The sequence below is a fragment of the Citrobacter sp. Cpo126 genome (assembly GCF_030332445.1).
Classification (GTDB): domain Bacteria; phylum Pseudomonadota; class Gammaproteobacteria; order Enterobacterales; family Enterobacteriaceae; genus Citrobacter; species Citrobacter portucalensis.
Map to the genome: position 1 here is coordinate 403,953 of NZ_JAOWHT010000043.1, position 18,970 is coordinate 422,922.

The following is an 18,970-nucleotide window of genomic DNA, read 5'->3' on the forward strand; positions in this document are numbered from 1 at the left end:
CATTTTTTTCTCCTTCGCAGAGAAAATGTGCGTTATCTCTAAATTCAGCAAGTAATTTGTCAACTTTACTTGTGTGCTGAAGAAAAAAGAGCAAGACTTCTTGAAACGTTTCAGCGTCATCTTGCCTTAACTGATGGAGTCGGGTGACGCCTTTTTTCTCATGTTGGCTGAATCGTTTCAATTCAGCGGGAGAGGAGAATCATGTTCCAGTTATCTGTTCAGGATATTCACCCGGGCGAACAGGCCGGGAATAAAGAAGAGGCTATTCGCCAGGTTGCCGCTGCCTTAGTGCAGGCAGGTAACGTCGCGGAAGGCTACGTCGATGGCATGCTGGCGCGCGAACAACAGACGTCCACGTTCCTCGGCAACGGTATTGCGATTCCTCACGGTACGACGGACACGCGCGATCAGGTACTGAAAACCGGTGTGCAGGTATTTCAGTTTCCGCAAGGCGTGACCTGGGGCGAAGGGCAGGTTGCTTATGTGGCAATCGGCATCGCCGCAAGCTCTGATGAACACCTCGGTTTACTGCGTCAGCTGACACACGTGCTGAGCGACGACTCCGTCGCTGAACAGCTGAAATCTGTGACCACGGCGGAAGAACTGCGTGCGCTGCTGATGGGTGAAAAGCAAAGTGAACAGCTGAAGCTTGATAACGAAACGCTGTCGCTGGATGTCGTGGCCAACTCGCTGGTGACGCTGCAGGCACTCAACGCGGCACGGCTGAAAGAAGTCGGTGCGGTTGACGCCACCTTTGTGGCCAGAGCAATCAATGAGCAGCCGATGAATCTTGGTCAGGGGATCTGGCTGAATGACTGTGCTGAAGGTAACGTGCGTAGCGCCGTTGCGGTCAGCCGTGCAGCAACAGCGTTCGATGTACAAGGTGAAGCGGCAGCCCTGCTGGTGACCGTCGCCATGAATGACGATCAACCGGTTGCGGTGCTGAAGCGCCTTGGCGATCTGCTGCTGAATAATAAAGCTGACCGTTTGTTGAAAGCTGATGCGGCAACGGTGCTGGCGCTGCTGACCAGCGATGACGCCTTAACTGATGATGTACTGAGCGCCGAATTTATTGTGCGCAATGAGCATGGTTTACATGCCCGCCCGGGCACCATGCTGGTGAATACGATTAAACAATTTAACAGTGAAATTACCGTGACAAATCTTGATGGAACCGGCAAGCCGGCGAATGGACGCAGTCTGATGAAAGTTGTGGCGTTAGGCGTGAAGAAAGGACATCACCTGCGCTTTACTGCACAGGGTGAAGATGCTGAACAGGCACTGAAGGCGATTGGCGAAGCCATTGCGGCAGGTCTTGGGGAGGGCGCGTAATGAGCAGACGTGTTGCTACTATCACCCTTAACCCGGCCTACGACCTGGTGGGCTTCTGCCCGGAAATTGAACGCGGTGAAGTGAACCTGGTTAAAACCACCGGTCTGCATGCGGCAGGGAAAGGGATCAACGTCGCTAAGGTTTTGAAGGATTTAGGTATCGATGTCACTGTGGGTGGCTTCCTGGGTAAAGACAACCAGGATGGTTTTCAGCAGTTGTTCAGCGAGCTGGGCATTGCCAACCGTTTTCAGGTCGTGCAGGGCCGTACCCGTATTAACGTCAAGCTGACCGAAAAAGATGGTGAAGTATCTGACTTCAACTTCTCCGGCTTTGAAGTCACCCCGGCTGACTGGGAACGCTTTGTAAATGATTCGCTGAGCTGGCTGGGGCAATTCGACATGGTGTGCGTCAGCGGCAGTTTGCCAACCGGCGTGAGCCCGGAAGCCTTTACCGACTGGATGACGCGCCTGCGTAGTCAGTGTCCTTGCATTATCTTTGATAGTAGTCGTGAAGCGTTGGTAGCAGGTCTGAAAGCGGCACCATGGCTGGTGAAGCCAAACCGTCGCGAACTGGAAATCTGGGCCGGTCGCAAGCTGCCGGAAATGAAAGATGTGATTGAAGCGGCGCATGCGCTGCGTGAACAGGGGATCGCCCATGTGGTGATTTCACTCGGCGCAGAAGGTGCGCTGTGGGTTAACGCCTCAGGTGAGTGGATTGCTAAACCGCCGTCAGTTGAGGTGGTCAGCACCGTCGGCGCGGGTGATTCAATGGTTGGCGGTCTGATTTACGGTCTGCTGATGCGTGAGTCCAGCGAACATACCCTGCGTCTGGCGACGGCTGTTGCCGCCCTGGCGGTAAGCCAAAGTAATGTAGGCATTACCGATCGTCCTCAGTTGGCCGCAATGATGGCGCGTGTCGACTTAAAACCGTTTAACTGACAGCAGGAGAGGCATAATGAAAACGCTGCTGATTATTGACGCTAATCTCGGCCAGGCTCGCGCTTACATGGCGAAAACCCTGCTTGGAGCGGCGGCACAGAAAGCACATCTGGAAATTATTGATAATCCGAATGATGCCGAACTGGCAATTGTTCTGGGCGATACGCTTCCTGCCGACAGTTCGCTGAACGGCAAAAAAGTCTGGCTGGGCGACATTGGTCGTGCGGTTGCGCATCCTGAACTCTTCCTCAGCGAAGCTAAAGGCCATGCAAAACCCTACAGCGCCCCGGTTGCAACAGCACCTGTGGCCAGCAGTGGTCCAAAACGCGTGGTGGCGGTGACGGCGTGTCCGACCGGTGTTGCTCATACGTTTATGGCTGCTGAAGCGATTGAAACTGAAGCGAAAAAACGTGGCTGGTGGGTGAAGGTTGAAACACGAGGTTCTGTTGGCGCAGGTAACGCCATTACGCCGGAAGAAGTGGCTCAGGCTGATCTGGTGATTGTGGCCGCTGACATTGAAGTTGATCTGGCGAAGTTTGCCGGCAAACCGATGTACCGCACCTCTACCGGTCTTGCGTTGAAGAAAACCAAGCAGGAGCTGGACAAAGCGCTGGAAGAAGCAACACCGTACCAGCCAACCGGTAAAGCGCAGACTTCAGCAACCGAAAATAAGAAAGAGAGCGCGGGGGCGTATCGTCACCTGCTGACGGGCGTCTCTTACATGCTGCCGATGGTGGTTGCTGGCGGTCTGTGTATTGCACTCTCGTTCGCTTTTGGTATCGAAGCGTTTAAAGAGCAGGGGACGCTGGCGGCGGCGCTGATGCAGATTGGCGGTGGTTCAGCCTTCGCGCTGATGGTGCCGGTACTGGCAGGTTATATCGCGTTTTCCATCGCTGACCGTCCGGGTCTGACGCCGGGTCTTATCGGCGGTATGCTGGCGGTAAGCACCGGTTCCGGCTTTATTGGCGGGATTATTGCTGGTTTCCTTGCCGGTTATGTGGCGAAGCTTATCAGCACGAAGCTGAAACTCCCGCAGAGTATGGAAGCGCTGAAACCGATCCTGATCATTCCGCTGTTCTCAAGCCTTGTGGTTGGTCTGGCCATGATTTACCTGATCGGCAAACCGGTGGCGGGTATTCTGGAAGGTTTGACTCACTGGCTGCAAACCATGGGTACGGCCAATGCGGTGCTGCTTGGCGCGATTCTTGGCGGCATGATGTGTACCGACATGGGTGGTCCGGTTAACAAGGCGGCGTATGCTTTCGGTGTGGGTCTGCTGAGTACGCAAACTTATGCGCCGATGGCGGCCATCATGGCTGCGGGTATGGTACCTCCGCTGGCTCTGGGTCTGGCAACGCTGGTTGCGCGTCGTAAGTTCGACAAAGCGCAGCAGGAAGGCGGCAAAGCTGCCCTGGTACTGGGCCTGTGCTTTATCACCGAAGGGGCAATCCCGTTCGCTGCCCGTGACCCAATGCGCGTTCTGCCTTGCTGTATCGTTGGTGGTGCGATTACCGGGGCTATCTCGATGGCGGTGGGTGCGAAGCTGATGGCACCACACGGCGGGCTGTTTGTTCTGTTAATCCCAGGCGCAATCACGCCGGTGTTGGGATACCTGCTGGCAATTATTGCTGGTACGCTGGTAGCCGGTCTCTCCTACGCGGTGCTGAAGCGCCCGGAAGCTGAGGTTGTGGCAAAGGCGGCCTGATTTAACGTCAATACCAGGGGCAGAGAATTCTCTGCCCCTTTTTTTATGTTTTTACCTATACCGTTGCAGCATCGCCACAATAATCCATCCAGCCTTAATAAAACGGGTCAGGCAATCATTGGCGCGATGATAAAACCAAAGGCAACACCAGCAATGATCCCACCCAGTCCTGGCAGCATAAACGGATGGTTTAAGACATACTTGCCCACGCGCGTTGTCCCTGTGGTGTCGAACTCCATTGCCGCCAGAGAAGTCGGGTATGTTGGTAGAACAAACACCCCGGTTACCGCCACATAGGAGGCCAGAATTGCCCATGTAGGCACGCCGAGCGCAACGGCCAGAGGGATGATCAGCGGCGTGGTGGCGCCTTGCGAGTAGAGAAGCGCGCAGGTACCAAACAGCACCAGTGCCAACAGCATGGGATAAGCCCGTAGAATATCGCCTGCGATATCCTTAATCTCCGCTAAGTGGGCATCAATGAAGGTCGTTCCCAGTGTAACAATCCCGAGAATGACCGCCAGTGAACTCATCCCTGATCGAAACGTGGATGTCAGGACAATAGCATCGGTTGATGTTTTGCATAACACCACCATCAGGCAAGCGGCAGCCAACATACAGATAATGATGATATCCCGGGTATTCATTGGGTTGCCTGCATCGAATCCAGGGCGTAGCTGCGGGCAGGCGGCAAGAATAACGATGACGACCGTTGCCAGCATAAACAGGGCGACCGAGAGTTTGGCACCCGGCGTGGTGCTGTTTTGCCCTTCATATTTACGCACTAATCCTTTTTGCAGGCGTTCCAGATAGACTTCATCATCCTGAAGCTCGCATCCCTGACGTGAGGCGATAAAAGCGGCAACCATCGCGGCGACAAACGAAGCTGGTAGACATACCGCCATGACCTGAATAAAGGTGATACCGTTGCCCTCCATAATGGTCAGCATCGCCGCCATTGCGGCACTGATCGGCGAACCGGATATCGCCACCTGGGAGGCGACTACGGATCCGGCGAGCGTACGAGAAGGGCGGATACCGGACTCTTTGGCGACTTCGGCAATCACTGGCAGGGTAGAAAATACAATGAACCCTGTTCCGGCCATAATGGTCATCGACCAGGTGATAATCGGTGCAATAATATTGATATATTTAGGGTTACGCCGCATGAAATTACCGGCAACGCGAACCAGATAATCCATACCTCCTGCGGCCTGTAGCGCCGATGCTGCCACTACAACTGTCATAATAATGAGGATAACGTCAACGGGTGGCGAGCCAATTTGCAGATCAAATCCCAACGTTAAAATAGCCAGCCCCAGACCACCGCATAAACCAATACCTATTCCGCCGAGGCGGATACCAAAAAATATTGCACCCAACACGACGATAATTTCTAACCAAACCATAATGGCCTCCGCCAGAGAATAATTTGTTATTAAAATAAGTGGTTGTTTAATGCTTTATTAATCTGGTGACGGCTGTTATTGCGCCAGAAGATGATGTTTGCCAACTCGTTTTTCGTACCATTTAATACCGGCGCGAACTAATGAACCGGTTGAGTCAATATATTTATCTGGAGACTTTCTGACTGCGTCGGCAAGAATGACGGGGACTTCAGTACATCCCAGTACAATGATTTGTGCGCCGCGTGAGAAGAGCACTTCAGCCTGTTCATTCATCAGCGTTTGTGCCCGCTTAAGGTCGCCGGCTTTTAAGCAATAAATACTTTCCATGACCTTTTCCTGACCGGATGAATCAGGACTGATGCAGGTTAAACCAAGAGATTCTATGCCTTTTTGGTAGAGTCCCATGTAAAGGGTGGCGTTAGTAGCAAGTAAACCGATACGTGATTTTCCGCAGTTTTTGACCTCATTCATGGTTGTTTCAACGATACTGAGTAACTCTGTATGACAGCACTCTTTTAATTCATTAAACCAAAAGTGGGCGGTATTACAGGGGATCACAATACACTCCGCACCAGCATCTTCCAGTTTGTGCATATAATCACGCATTGCCGGAAGTGGGGAATGACCATGATGCATTAACGCATCAGTTCGGTCTGGAATATCAGGGATGGATGAAATAATTAATGGGATATGTTCCTGATCGCGTTGTGCTGCGGTAAAGGTGACGAATTTATTAAAAAGATCGACGGTTGCAGCAGGCCCCATACCACCAAGTACGCCAATTAAACCTTTCACGATATATACCTCTATTTGCCGATTTTTAATATTCAGAGTTGGTTTCTATCTGGTGCTTATGTTTAACAGCAGAGTGTCGTGAGGAGAAATGCAATAATGTTTGATTCAATGCAAAAAACGCATGAGTGTGATGTCTTTTACCACCTCAGCAGGCCGGTAATCAGCCAGAGGTCCGACATTACGCGGTGGGTGAGCGGTCGTGGTCGATGGGTAAAGAAATATGTTAATGTCAAAAACGAAGGCATTATGCAAAAAACGAATCACCAGATGCTAATGTTGAATATCATCACCGGGAATATTCAGGCATGATGCTTAAGACTAATCGACATATTTAAACATCCGCGTGATAGGCATGAAAAATATCGAGACAAAATGGTTATATGATTTTCTGACGCTGGAAGCGTGTCGTCATTTTTCTCAGGCCGCAGAGGAGCGCAACCTATCCCAACCGGCATTTAGCCGGCGGATCAAGGCGCTCGAATCCGCTGTTGGGGTGCTGCTGTTTGACCGTACGACGAGTCCACTGCAGCTGACGGAGGAGGGTAAGTTATTCCATTCGCAGACCCGTAGCCTGCTACAACAGCTGGAATGCAATTTAGATGAGCTAAGTGGTCACAACCTGCTTGGCGTTCCCAATATCAAAATAGCGGCGGCACATTCTCTGTCGCTGACGATGTTGCCCAGATTAGTACATTCAATGTCGGCATGGGGCGAGGAGTTTGTTTACCACGTCGAAGCGATTGATGTAGTCCAGGCGGTGAATACATTGCGCGAAGGGAAAAGTGATTTCATTATCTCCTTTCGCGATGAAGACTTAATGCAGTCACCTTTCTGCGGCTTGAAGGTTTTTGAGTCTGAGCTCTATCCCGTCTGTGCTGCGGATGCACAGGGTAAGGCGTTGTTTGATATCTATCAGCCGCAGGTGCCGATTCTGAACTATACCAGCACTTCCTACATGGGAAGATTGGTTAACCGTCACCTGGCGGAGGTGGGCAGTATTTCAGCGCGTACGCTGTTTATGTCTTCGATGAGTGAGCTATTGAAGAATATGGCATTGGATGGTCATGGTATCGCCTGGCTGCCAGCGTGGACGATCGTGAACGAACTACGGGATAAGCGCCTGGTTTGTCTGGACACGCCGGAGTTGATGGTGCCAATTCAGGCCTATATTTACCGAATGGATACCCGTTTGAATAAAACGGCTGAGCATTTCTGGCGGATTTTGTACAACCATATGCCAGAGGATCTGGTTACGCTCACTTGATACGCGCCAGCTTGTCTGGCGCGCGGGGATCGTTACGCCACTGCTTTTTCTGTTTGCTGGGCTTTCAGCCAGGCGATCTCTTCGGCCCATATATCCGGATTAATGGTTTCCAGTACCAGCGGAATACCGTCAAAACGATTATCCTGCATAATCCAACGGAAGGCATCATGGCCAATATTGCCTTCACCCAGGCTGTGATGACGGTCAACGCGACTACCAAACGCGCTCTTGGCGTCGTTCAGGTGCATACCGCGTAGATACTTGAAACCGACAATACGTTCAAATTCCGCAAACGTCTTTTCGCACTCTTCTGCGGAACGCAAATCGTACCCCGCCGCGAAAGCGTGGCAGGTATCAATACAAACGCCAACACGGGACTTATCTTCGACGCCGTCGATAATGGCGGCCAGGTGCTCAAACTTGAATCCCAGATTACTACCTTGTCCGGCGGTATTTTCGATAACTGCCGTCACGCCCTGGGTCTGAGCGAGGACGATGTTGATGGATTCGGCAATGCGCGCCAGACATTCATCTTCCGGGATCTGCATCAAATGGCTGCCCGGGTGAAAGTTCAGCAGGGATAAGCCCAGCAGTTCACAGCGTTGCATTTCATCAAGAAACGCATCACGCGATTTTTCCAGCGCATCGCTGACCGGGTGACCGAGGTTAATCAGGTAACTGTCGTGAGGCAGGATTTGTGCGGAGGTGTAGTGGTACTTCTCGCAGGCAGATTTGAAATCATCAATGATTTCGGTGGTTAGCGGTGCAGCACGCCACTGGCGCTGATTCTTGGTGAACAGGGCGAATGCGGTCGCTTCGATTTCTGCGGCTCGAATAGCGGCGTTAGCCAGACCGCCAGCGGCGCTTACGTGCGCTCCGATATATTTCATAAATTTAACCCGCCATACTCAAATACAAAAAGGGAGAGTATAGCGGGTTAATGGAGGTGAGTCGTGATCGTTTATGCCATCAGGGCGTGGACAGCGACGTTAATCGCACCACCACCGACAATCAGCCAGACAAACAGCAGCAGGGCCATCAGTAACGGTTTGGCACCGGCTTTTTTCAGTGCGCTAACGTGAGTGGTTAACCCCAGTGCAGCCATTGCCATTGCCAGCAAAATGGTGTCCAGCGTTACCAGCATGTTCACAACCGACTGCGGCAGCAGGTGGAACGAGTTAAAAATCGCGACCACAATGAACAGGATGGCAAACCATGGAATAGTGATTTTGCTTTTCTCACCGCCCGTAGCCGGAGACAACTGTTTAACGCGTGCGGCCAGGAGGATGAGGAACGGTGCCAGCATCATGACACGCAGCATTTTGGCAATAACCGCGGCGTTTTCTGCATCCGGGTTAATGGCGTGCCCGGCAGCCACTACCTGTGCTACTTCATGCATGGTGGAACCAATGTAAATGCCGTAGGTTTCTGGGCTAAACCAGTGTGCCAGCAGCGGATACATTGCCGGATACAGGAAGATAGCGATGGTACCGAAGATCACCACGGTGGCGACAGCGACGGTTACCTTACTGGCTTCCGCTTTCACTACCGGCTCGGTTGCCAGCACGGCGGCGGCCCCACAAATGCTGCTCCCCGCACCAATCAGCCAACTGGTGTGGCGGTCCAGACCAAACAATTTCTGCCCCAGGAAGCAGGCAATCATAAAGGTACTGCTCAGCGTTAACACATCAATCACGATACCGCTGACGCCGACGTCAGCAATTTGCGCGAAGGTGAGGCGGAAGCCGTAGAGGATGATCCCCAGACGTAATAAATGTTGTTTAGCAAACAGCACGCCGCCGTCACAGCTTTTCCAGATGTGCGGATAGACGGTGTTGCCGAGGACCATCCCCAACAAGATTGCTAAGGTGAGGGCGCTGAACCCGGCACCTGCGACGGCGGGAATGGATCCACCCCATAAGGCGACCCCAGTGATAACTGCACTCAGGGCAAGCCCCGGAATAAAATGCCACGCTGTACGACGATGAGTCTGCAAGGTGAGTTCTGTCATATCCTTCTCCTTTATCTGGGTAAAAGAGTACGGCGAAGTGGTTTAAAAATAAAATTGATTATATATTTATAATTAATCTATATAAGTGGTATACCCGTCATACTTCAAGTTGCATGTGCGTTGGCTGCGCTCGTTCACCCCAGTCACGTACTTAAGTACGCTCCCGGGGATTAATGAGGGACATCCATGTCCCTCACCAGAGGCCAGCCTTTGGCTGGTCAAATTCGTTCCTGACGAATTTGTCTCTCTCTTGCCGCCTTCCTGCAACTCGAATTATTTAGGGTATAAGTAACGGATATCCGGTGGAAAACGACTATGCATATCACCTTGCGGCAACTTGAAGTGTTTGCTGAGGTACTAAAAAGCGGTTCAACGACCCAGGCGTCTGTCATGCTGGCATTGTCGCAATCGGCGGTGAGTGCGGCACTTACCGATCTGGAAGGGCAACTCGGCGTGCAACTGTTTGACCGCGTCGGCAAACGGCTAGTGGTCAACGAGCACGGGCGTTTGCTCTACCCGCGAGCGTTGGCGTTACTTGAGCAAACGACCGAAATCGAACAGCTTTTTCGCGAAGATAATGGTGCCATTCGGGTCTATGCCAGTAGCACCATTGGTAACTATATCTTGCCTGCTATGATCGCCCGCTATCGGCAGGATTTTCCTGATTTGCCGCTCGAGCTGAGCGTGGGTAACAGTCAGGATGTGATCAATGCGGTGCTGGATTTTAGGGTAGATATCGGGCTGATCGAAGGGCCGTGTCACAGTACTGAAATTATCTCTGAACCGTGGCTGGAAGACGAGCTGGTGGTGTTTGCTGCACCGTCGTCACCGCTCACAAAGGGGCCTGTTACGCTGGAACAGCTGGCGGCTTCGCCGTGGATCCTGCGTGAGCGAGGATCCGGTACGCGTGAACTGGTGGATTACCTGCTGTTGTCTCATCTGCCGAGATTTCAGATGGCAATGGAGTTGGGTAACTCAGAGGCCATTAAGCATGCGGTACGCCATGGTCTCGGGATCAGCTGCTTGTCGCGTCGGGTCATTGCGGAGCAGCTGCAGGCGGGAACGCTGAGCGAAGTTCCCGTGCCGCTGCCGCGTTTAGTCCGCACTCTCTGGCGCGTGCATCACAGGCAAAAACACATCTCCAATGCCATTACGCGATTTTTGCATTACAGCGACCAGGTCGAGCTGGGCGAATAGGGCGCTTACAGTCGTAAGGTCATCTCTTTATAGAACGGCGGTTATATCTTAACCGCTGTGCGCCGCAAATTTTCTGCTTTACTTATAATCCGCGGCCAGTCATGAAGGTCTCTTATAACAGCGTATTTGTGCCGGAAGAATGCCATTTCGTCTGCTACAATCGCGCCTCATTTTTTGGATGGATAGCATTTTCACATGGTTTCCGAAACTAAAACCACAGAAGCGCCCACGCTACGTCGTGAACTGAAGGCGCGTCACCTGACGATGATTGCCATTGGAGGCTCCATCGGTACAGGTCTTTTCGTTGCATCTGGTGCAACTATTTCTGCAGCGGGTCCAGGCGGCGCGTTGTTCTCTTATATTCTGATCGGTCTGATGGTGTACTTCCTGATGACCAGCCTCGGTGAACTGGCTGCCTATATGCCGGTTTCCGGCTCGTTTTCCACCTACGGTCAGAACTACGTAGAAGAGGGCTTTGGCTTCGCGCTGGGCTGGAACTACTGGTACAACTGGGCGGTAACGATTGCCGTTGACCTGGTGGCCGCGCAGCTGGTGATGAGCTGGTGGTTCCCAGACACGCCGGGCTGGATCTGGAGCGCACTGTTCCTCGGCGTTATCTTCCTGCTGAACTACATTTCCGTTCGCGGATTTGGTGAAGCGGAATACTGGTTCTCACTGATCAAAGTTACCACCGTCATTATCTTCATCGTGGTTGGTGTGATGATGATTTTCGGTATCTTCAAAGGCGCTCAGCCGGTGGGCTGGAGCAACTGGACGACCGGTGATGCACCGTTTGCCGGTGGTTTTGCTGCGATGATTGGCGTGGCGATGATCGTCGGCTTCTCCTTCCAGGGGACAGAGCTTATCGGTATCGCGGCTGGCGAATCTGAAGATCCTGAAAAGAACATTCCACGTGCGGTACGTCAGGTATTCTGGCGAATCCTGCTGTTCTATGTGTTCGCGATTTTGATTATCAGCCTGATCATTCCGTACACCGATCCAAGCCTGCTGCGTAACGATGTAAAAGACATCAGCGTTAGCCCGTTCACGCTGGTATTCCAGCATGCGGGTCTGCTGTCTGCGGCAGCGGTGATGAATGCAGTTATCCTGACGGCGGTGCTGTCGGCAGGTAACTCCGGGATGTACGCCTCCACGCGTATGCTTTATACCCTGGCATGTGACGGTAAAGCACCGCGTATTTTCGGCAAACTGTCTCGTGGCGGCGTACCGCGTAACGCGCTGTATGCGACCACCGTGGTGGCGGGGCTGTGCTTCCTGACTTCAATGTTTGGCAACCAGACCGTGTATCTGTGGCTGCTGAATACTTCCGGGATGACGGGCTTTATCGCCTGGCTGGGGATTGCTATTAGCCACTATCGCTTCCGTCGCGGTTATGTGCTGCAGGGTCACGATGTGAAGGACCTGCCGTACCGTTCTGGCTTCTTCCCGCTGGGTCCGATCTTCGCCTTTGTGCTGTGCCTGATTATCACCCTGGGTCAGAACTACGAAGCGTTCCTGAAAGACAGCATTGACTGGGGCGGCGTGATGGCTACCTATATCGGTATCCCGCTGTTCCTGATTATCTGGTTTGGCTATAAGCTGACCAAAGGAACCCGTTTTGTTCGCTACAGCGAAATGAAATTCCCGGGTCGCGTGAAGAAGTAACAGTATAAAAAAGCATAACAAAAACCCCGGCATGATGAGTGCCGGGGTTTTTTATTGCGCCTAACTTAGAAGCTGTAAGTCATGCCAACCGTGTAACGACGTCCATCAAGGACGGTGTCGTAGGTATCGTAATCGATTTGTTTATCCAGCACGTTATACACGCCAGCGGTCATCAACAGATCCTTGGTAGCATAGTAACGTAAACCAACGTCGACCTGAGTATAGGACGGGGTGCCCTGTGCCATAGAGGTTCGGCTCAGGTATTCAGACGTTTTCCCGCGCAGATTCAGACGGCTCCAGAAACCGAGATCCTGCGTAGCCTGCCAGTCCAGCGTCGTGTTAAACATATGCTTCGGCATTTTGTTCAACGGCTGGCCGGAGAACTGACCGCTTTTCTGCTCAGATTCCGTGTAGGTGTAGTTCGCGGTCCAGTTGACGTCGGAGGTTATTTTCCAGCCGAAGGTGGATTCTACGCCGCGCATATTGGCTTTATCGACGTTAACGCGATCGCTGACGAAGTCATAAGTCGTATTGCCGATGGTGCAGGCCGGATCGGAACTGCTGTTACAACGGCGAACTTCGGTGATTTTGTTTTTAAAGTCGGTATTGAACAATGTAACGCCTGCGTTGAGGTTGTTGCCGTTATCCCACAGTAAACCGATCTCTTCGCTGAGGCTTTTCTCCGGTTTCAGATCCGGGTTGCCGACAATGATTCCGTTCAGACGACCACCGCCGGTAACCTGTCCCCAACTGGCAGAAGACTGGCGCAGATCCGGTGCACGATAGCCTGCGGAAACGCCACCTTTTAAGGTCCACTGATCGCTCAGATGCCATACGCCATAGCCGCGTGGCGTCCAGTTGTCACCGTAGTTTTCATCCTTATCCATACGCAGACCGCCGGTCAGCGTGAAGGTATCGGTAACGGCCCATTCATCTTCAGCAAACAGCGCCCAGCTCCAGCGGGTCAGTTTGTTCAGTCCATCAGCCGCTTGCAGCTGGTTGCCGTTATCGCGTAGTTTTTCATAACGGTATTGCCCGCCCAACGTCAGGGTGTGCGCCCCAAGGAATACCTGGTTCTGGTTATTGAAAATCGTGTTGTAGGACTTCATCTGGCGACCGGGGTTGTCGGTCTCTTCCTGCTGGACATAGCTGGTGGAGTTGAAGTCGTCGTAATAACCGCTGTGGGTTATTGAGTACGTGGTGTGCACATACTTGTTTTCGCTTTTACTGTTGGGCTTACAGCTTCCGTTACGGCAGTTTTCCTCTGCCATGGATTTGCCTGGCGTACTGTCGCGATCCTGCAATTCACGTGCGTAATCGAAATCGATGTCGTTTTTATCATCTGGCGTAAAGTTCAGGGTTAATCCCCCGCTACGCATACGCTGTTCATTGTAGCCATTTACGATTTCATCTTCTGCGCGGTGGGAGAATAATCCGGTCACCTTCGCGCCAAGTAATCCGTCAATCAGTGGTCCAGACGCATAGGCGTTGGTCTGGTAAATATCGCCGGAGTCTCTGTCTTCCTGGAAAGTGGCATCGCCGTGCAAAGAGCCGGTCCAGGCTTTAGTATTCGACACTTTTTTGGTGATGACGTTAATGACGCCGCCCATCGCATCAGAGCCATAGAGGGACGACATCGGGCCGCGGATTACCTCGATACGCTCGATGGATTCCAGCGGCGGCAGCCAACCTTGCTCAATACCTGAGTTGTCGCTGTTAGGACGTGTACCGCGGGTGCTGATGCGTTTACCGTTGACCAGGAAGAGTGTGTATTGCGAAGCCATACCGCGAATACTGATATCGCTGCTGCTCCCCCCGCCAGTGACGACGACGCCAGGGACATCTTTTAGCGCATCGGTGACATCTCGATAGGCTTTGTCCTCAATCTGCTGCTTGGTAATAACAGATATTGAAGCCGGGGCATCCTGAATTTTCTGCTCGAAACCGGTAGCGGTAACGACCACGGTGTCTTGTTCAGCGGCATGGCCGAGTGATGGGAGGCAGGCGACGCATACTGCGGCAGCTACAGCCTTAACGTGAGGTATAGTCATTTGTATCATTCCATTTAAATGAATCAAACTGCGCGTCATGTGAAAGGCCATGACAATTGTATGTATTTGTCTTTTAAGGACTCTTTTCAGTAAAGAAGCGGGGGGATTGTACAAAAGTATGAATTTTTGTAAACACAAATGATAATAGAAATCATTTGTGTTTGATATGATTTGGAGTGAAATGCTTTTTTAATCAATAAGATAGTGGGGGAAGAAAAAAGGAGAAAAAGTGAAGGAATGATGGAGAAATGAAGAGGGCTTCCGCCCTCAACTCAGGAATTACTTCAGCAAATACTGGGCGTGGAAGCGCAGGTGATCCTCAATAAACGACGCAATAAAGTAATAGCTGTGGTCGTAACCAGGCTGGATGCGTAGCGTCATTGGCCAAGCGGTCTGACGGGCCGTTTCGGCCAGTACCGCGGGCTGCAACTGATCGGCAAGAAACTGATCGCTGTCTCCCTGATCGATTAACGTCGGGATCGCGTCTGCGGGTTTGCTGGCCAGCATTAACGCGCAGCTATCCCACTCTGCCCACTGTGTTTTATCTTCGCCCAGATAAGCGCTAAAAGCCTTCTCACCCCACGGAACGCGACAAGGGTTGACGATCGGCGCAAAGGCGGAAACGCTGGTGTATCTCCCGGGATTTTTCAGCGCCATAATCAATGCGCCGTGGCCGCCCATGGAGTGTCCGCTGATGGCGCAGCGATCGCTGACGTTAAACTGCGACTGAATCAGTGCCGGAAGCTCATCACGCAGATAGTCATACATACGAAAATGCGTTGCCCACGGCTGCTGGGTGGCATTGAGGTAAAATCCGGCCCCTTGACCTAAATCGTAGCCATCATCGTTGGCAACCTGCTCGCCGCGCGGGCTGGTGTCCGGCATCACGAGAACAATACCCAGCTCAGCTGCAATGCGCTGCGCGCCTGCTTTGGTGGTGAAGTTTTCATCATTACAGGTCAGGCCCGACAGCCAGTACAGCACCGGAGGCGCGGCGTTATCACGGGGTGGTGGAAGAAAAATACTGAAGGTCATGGCGCAATTTAACGTGGCGGAGTCGTGACGCCAGCGTTGCTGCCAGCCTTCAAAACAGCGGTGCTCTTCAAGCATTTCCATGCGTGGCTCCTTGTTGTGTTGAACCTGAATGTGTTTGCGAACTCATCATAATACAGATTATTCATAGCACTGTGAGTAACTTTCACTTCCGCATTGAGCAAACATACTTCATCATCTATATAACTTTACATTAACACTCGACGTCACCGGGCTGAACGACAAGTGAAATCAGCAACGCTGAAAGGCTGTGCCAATTTCAATAATTATCACGGTGAATACTGGATTATGTGCGCCGCCTCACGCACAATGTTCTGGCTGTGACACAGCCTAAAAACTTTGCCCCATGCAGGGCAGAGGCGCCCCACCTGCAGGAGAAGAAGAAATGTCATCACTCAGTAAAGAAGCGGCACTGGTTCATGAAGCGCTGGTTGCGCGTGGTCTCGAAACCCCGCTGCGCCCGCCCGTGCAAGAGATGGATAACGAAACACGCAAACGTCTTATCTCTGGCCATATGACCGAGATTATGCAATTGCTCAATCTCGATTTGAGCGATGACAGTCTGATGGAAACTCCGCATCGCATTGCGAAAATGTATGTCGATGAGATTTTCTCCGGCCTCGATTACGCCAACTTCCCGAAAATCACCGTCATTGAAAACAAAATGAAGGTGGACGAGATGGTCACGGTTCGTGATATCACGCTGACCAGCACCTGCGAACACCACTTTGTCACTATCGATGGCAAAGCGACGGTGGCGTATATTCCGAAAGATTCGGTCATTGGTCTGTCGAAGATTAACCGCATTGTGCAGTTCTTTGCGCAACGTCCGCAGGTACAGGAACGTCTGACTCAGCAAATTCTCACCGCGCTGCAAACGCTGCTCGGGACGAATAATGTGGCGGTATCGATTGATGCGGTGCATTACTGTGTGAAAGCGCGCGGCATTCGCGATGCGACCAGTGCGACCACCACCACTTCTCTTGGCGGATTGTTTAAGTCCAGCCAGAACACGCGTCAGGAATTTCTGCGCGCAGTACGTCATCACAACTGATTAGGGCAGGAACCATGGAGCGTAATGTCACGCTGGATTTTATTCGTGGCGTCGCCATTCTTGGTATCCTGCTTCTCAATATTAGCGCCTTTGGCTTGCCAAAGGCGGCATACCTCAATCCCGCCTGGTATGGCAACATCACCTTATCCGACGCCTGGACCTGGGCGCTGCTCGATCTCTTCGCGCAGGTAAAATTCCTCACGCTGTTTGCGCTACTGTTCGGTGCCGGTCTGCAAATGCTGCTCCCGCGTGGTAAACGCTGGATCCAGTCGCGGCTTACGTTGCTGGTGCTGTTGGGTTTTATTCACGGTTTACTCTTCTGGGATGGCGATATCCTGCTGGCATATGGCTTGATCGGCCTGATTTGTTGGCGGCTGATCCGGGATGCGCCGTCGGTAAAAAGCTTATTTAACACCGGTGTGGTGCTTTATTTGGCGGGCGTTGGTGTATTGCTGCTGTTGGGTGTGATCTCCGGGAGCGAAACCAGCCGGGCCTGGACGCCGGATGCTTCAGCGCTGCTGTATGAAAAATACTGGAAAGTGAACGGCGGAATGGAAGCAATCAGCAATCGCGTGGATATGATGTCCAATAGCTTGCTAGCGTTAGGTGCGCAATACGGTTGGCAACTGGCGGGGATGATGCTGCTCGGCGCGGCATTAATGCGTAGCGGCTGGCTAAAAGGGCAGTACAGTTTGCAGCATTATCGACGCACTGGCGTTCTGCTGGTTATTATCGGCATGGCGATTAACCTGCCTGCTATCATCGCTCAGTGGCATCTGGACTGGGCCTACCGCTGGTGTGCCTTCCTGTTACAAGCCCCGCGAGAGCTGGGGGCGCCTTTGCAAACCATTGGTTATGCTGCGCTGATGTTTGGTTTCTGGCCACAGCTTAGTCGCTTCAAATGGGTCATTGCTATCGTCTGTGTGGGGCGCATGGCATTAACCAACTATCTGTTACAAACCTTAATCTGCACCACGTTGTTTTATCAGGCCGGTTTATTTATGAAATTTGACCGGCTGGAGCTGCTGTTTTTCGTCATCCCTGTCTGGGCGATTAACTTACTTTTCTCTGTCATATGGCTGCGTTTCTACCGGCAGGGCCCGGTGGAATGGCTGTGGCGTCAATTAACCCTGCGTGCTGCGGGGACATCATTACCGCGAACATCCAGATAACGATCTGGATCACATTCATTAACAAAATGGATGTAAGCGCTTTCATTCCTGTGACATCACTCACGCAGTCCGTTTCATTGTGCTGACAAAATACCCAGCCTGGGGTGTCTGCGGGCAGCCGCAATCTAAAACAGGGCAGTGAATATGGTAACCATTCGTGATGTGGCACGGCAGTCTGGCGTTTCTGTAGCGACCGTTTCCCGCGTACTGAACAACAGTGCGCTGGTGAGTCCCGATACGCGTGAAGCGGTAATGAAGGCAGTCACTCAGCTTGGCTATCGACCTAATGCCAACGCACAAGCGCTGGCGACGCAGGTTAGCGACACGATTGGTGTTGTCGTCATGGATGTATCAGATGCGTTTTTTGGCGCGCTGGTAAAAGCCGTGGATATGGTTGCCCAGCAGCATCAGAAGTATGTCCTGATTGGCAACAGCTACCATGAGGCGGAAAAAGAACGTCATGCCATTGAGGTGTTGATTCGCCAACGTTGTAACGCGCTGATTGTACACTCTAAAGCACTGAGCGATCGGGAACTGGCCGAGTTTATGGATCAAATTCCCGGCATGGTTCTGATCAACCGCCTTGTTCCTGGCTACGCACACCGTTGCGTCTGCCTGGATAACATCAGCGGTGCCAAAATGGCTACCCGAATGCTGCTAAATAATGGTCATCAACGCATCGGTTATCTGGCATCAAGCCACCGTATTGAAGATGACGCCATGCGCAAAGAAGGGTGGTTAACTGCCCTGAAAGAGCAGGGGATTGTTGCGGCAGAAAGCTGGGTCGGCACTGGTTCGCCCGATATGCAGGGCGGAGAGTCCGCGATGGTGGAATTGCTGGGGCGTAACTTACAACTGACGGCGGTCTTCGCTTATAACGACAATATGGCAGCCGGCGCGCTGACTGCGCTAAAAGATAACGGCATCGCTATTCCATTACACCTTTCTATCATTGGCTTCGATGATATTCCCATCGCGCGTTACACCGATCCGCAGCTAACCACTGTGCGCTATCCCATTGCCTCAATGGCAAAAATGGCGACTGAGCTTGCGCTACAGGGGGCGGCTGGCACGTTGGATCCGCAGGCGTCGCATTGTTTTATGCCAACGCTGGTGCGTCGTCATTCAGTAGCGCTGCGGCAGAATGCGGCACCGATCACTAACTCATAACGTTGCGCGATGTAACCGCTTTCAATATGTGAGTAAATTCACAGTATATTAACAATGCGATAGCTATGATGACACTGTTTGTTGCGCTGTAACTACTATGTAACGGTGAATAATCACTTTCATCGAGGTATAGGTGCCCTAAACAAAAATTAAAGCC

The 18,970-nt window shown here is 52.2% G+C and carries 15 protein-coding genes; 9 read left to right on the plus strand and 6 right to left on the minus strand.

Annotated features, from left to right (window positions below; genetic code table 11):
- The first annotated feature begins 201 nt into the window (after positions 1–201).
- The 3 genes from fruB to fruA are packed head-to-tail and all read left to right on the plus strand — an operon-like array spanning position 202 to position 3,975.
- Positions 202–1,332 carry a fused PTS fructose transporter subunit IIA/HPr protein gene (gene fruB / locus OGY17_RS22460; RefSeq protein ID WP_057066527.1) on the plus strand — a complete coding sequence of 377 codons (1,131 nt, stop codon included), beginning with the start codon at positions 202–204 and terminating at the stop codon, positions 1,330–1,332.
- Positions 1,332–2,270 (plus strand): 1-phosphofructokinase, encoded by a 939-nt coding sequence (gene fruK / locus OGY17_RS22465; RefSeq protein WP_003834544.1) that lies wholly within the window; start codon positions 1,332–1,334, stop codon positions 2,268–2,270. Before fruB ends, fruK begins: the two co-directional genes overlap by 1 nt.
- A 16-nt stretch (positions 2,271–2,286) precedes the next feature.
- Entirely contained in the window at positions 2,287–3,975 is a 1,689-nt protein-coding gene (gene fruA, locus OGY17_RS22470) for a PTS fructose transporter subunit IIBC (protein WP_057066528.1), read from the plus strand.
- Between the two features lie 107 nt (positions 3,976–4,082).
- Here fruA and OGY17_RS22475 read toward each other — a convergent pair whose 3' ends face one another.
- Both OGY17_RS22475 and cuyB read right to left on the minus strand, forming a co-directional pair.
- A complete protein-coding gene (locus OGY17_RS22475; protein WP_008785273.1) occupies positions 4,083–5,381 on the minus strand; it encodes an anaerobic C4-dicarboxylate transporter in 1,299 nt (432 codons plus the stop codon).
- 75 nt (positions 5,382–5,456) lie between these two features.
- Positions 5,457–6,176, minus strand: a complete 720-nt coding sequence (gene cuyB / locus OGY17_RS22480; protein ID WP_020996671.1) for a cysteate racemase — start codon at positions 6,174–6,176, stop codon at positions 5,457–5,459.
- 352 nt (positions 6,177–6,528) lie between these two features.
- Here cuyB and hypT point away from each other — a divergent pair, with 352 nt between their 5' ends.
- The gene (gene hypT / locus OGY17_RS22485) at positions 6,529–7,440 is read left to right on the plus strand and encodes a hypochlorite stress DNA-binding transcriptional regulator HypT (protein WP_020996669.1); all 912 of its coding nucleotides are present in this window, start codon (positions 6,529–6,531) and stop codon (positions 7,438–7,440) included.
- A 32-nt stretch (positions 7,441–7,472) separates the two neighbouring features.
- Here the strand turns inward: hypT and nfo are convergent, their stop codons facing one another.
- Both nfo and OGY17_RS22495 read right to left on the minus strand, forming a co-directional pair.
- On the minus strand, positions 7,473–8,330 hold the full coding sequence (nfo, locus tag OGY17_RS22490; protein ID WP_032944004.1) for a deoxyribonuclease IV: 858 nt from the start codon (positions 8,328–8,330) through the stop codon (positions 7,473–7,475).
- 71 nt (positions 8,331–8,401) lie between these two features.
- The gene (locus tag OGY17_RS22495; RefSeq protein WP_258735448.1) at positions 8,402–9,451 is read right to left on the minus strand and encodes a YeiH family protein; all 1,050 of its coding nucleotides are present in this window, start codon (positions 9,449–9,451) and stop codon (positions 8,402–8,404) included.
- A 315-nt stretch (positions 9,452–9,766) separates the two neighbouring features.
- On the opposite strand from OGY17_RS22495, the gene yieE reads away from it, so the two are divergent.
- Positions 9,767–10,648 carry a DNA-binding transcriptional regulator YeiE gene (gene yieE / locus OGY17_RS22500; RefSeq protein ID WP_003834519.1) on the plus strand — a complete coding sequence of 294 codons (882 nt, stop codon included), beginning with the start codon at positions 9,767–9,769 and terminating at the stop codon, positions 10,646–10,648.
- A gap of 195 nt (positions 10,649–10,843) precedes the next feature.
- A complete protein-coding gene (lysP, locus tag OGY17_RS22505; RefSeq protein WP_003834517.1) occupies positions 10,844–12,313 on the plus strand; it encodes a lysine-specific permease in 1,470 nt (489 codons plus the stop codon).
- Positions 12,314–12,378: 65 nt separating this feature from the next.
- Here the strand turns inward: lysP and OGY17_RS22510 are convergent, their stop codons facing one another.
- Both OGY17_RS22510 and fghA read right to left on the minus strand, forming a co-directional pair.
- Positions 12,379–14,364 (minus strand): ligand-gated channel protein, encoded by a 1,986-nt coding sequence (locus OGY17_RS22510; protein ID WP_103285549.1) that lies wholly within the window; start codon positions 14,362–14,364, stop codon positions 12,379–12,381.
- Positions 14,365–14,643: 279 nt separating this feature from the next.
- Positions 14,644–15,480, minus strand: a complete 837-nt coding sequence (gene fghA, locus OGY17_RS22515) for an S-formylglutathione hydrolase (RefSeq protein WP_008785267.1) — start codon at positions 15,478–15,480, stop codon at positions 14,644–14,646.
- Between the two features lie 322 nt (positions 15,481–15,802).
- Here fghA and folE point away from each other — a divergent pair, with 322 nt between their 5' ends.
- The 3 genes from folE (at position 15,803) to galS (ending at position 18,813) form a co-directional block, all read left to right on the plus strand.
- Positions 15,803–16,471: a GTP cyclohydrolase I FolE gene (folE, locus tag OGY17_RS22520; RefSeq protein WP_003027410.1), complete on the plus strand. Its 669-nt coding sequence runs from the start codon at positions 15,803–15,805 to the stop codon at positions 16,469–16,471.
- Between the two features lie 14 nt (positions 16,472–16,485).
- Complete coding sequence (gene yeiB, locus OGY17_RS22525; RefSeq protein WP_286608376.1) at positions 16,486–17,643, plus strand: DUF418 domain-containing protein YeiB; 1,158 nt, start codon at positions 16,486–16,488, stop codon at positions 17,641–17,643.
- A 144-nt stretch (positions 17,644–17,787) separates the two neighbouring features.
- Positions 17,788–18,813: an HTH-type transcriptional regulator GalS gene (galS, locus tag OGY17_RS22530; protein ID WP_032943995.1), complete on the plus strand. Its 1,026-nt coding sequence runs from the start codon at positions 17,788–17,790 to the stop codon at positions 18,811–18,813.
- The last annotated feature ends 157 nt before the right edge of the window (positions 18,814–18,970 follow it).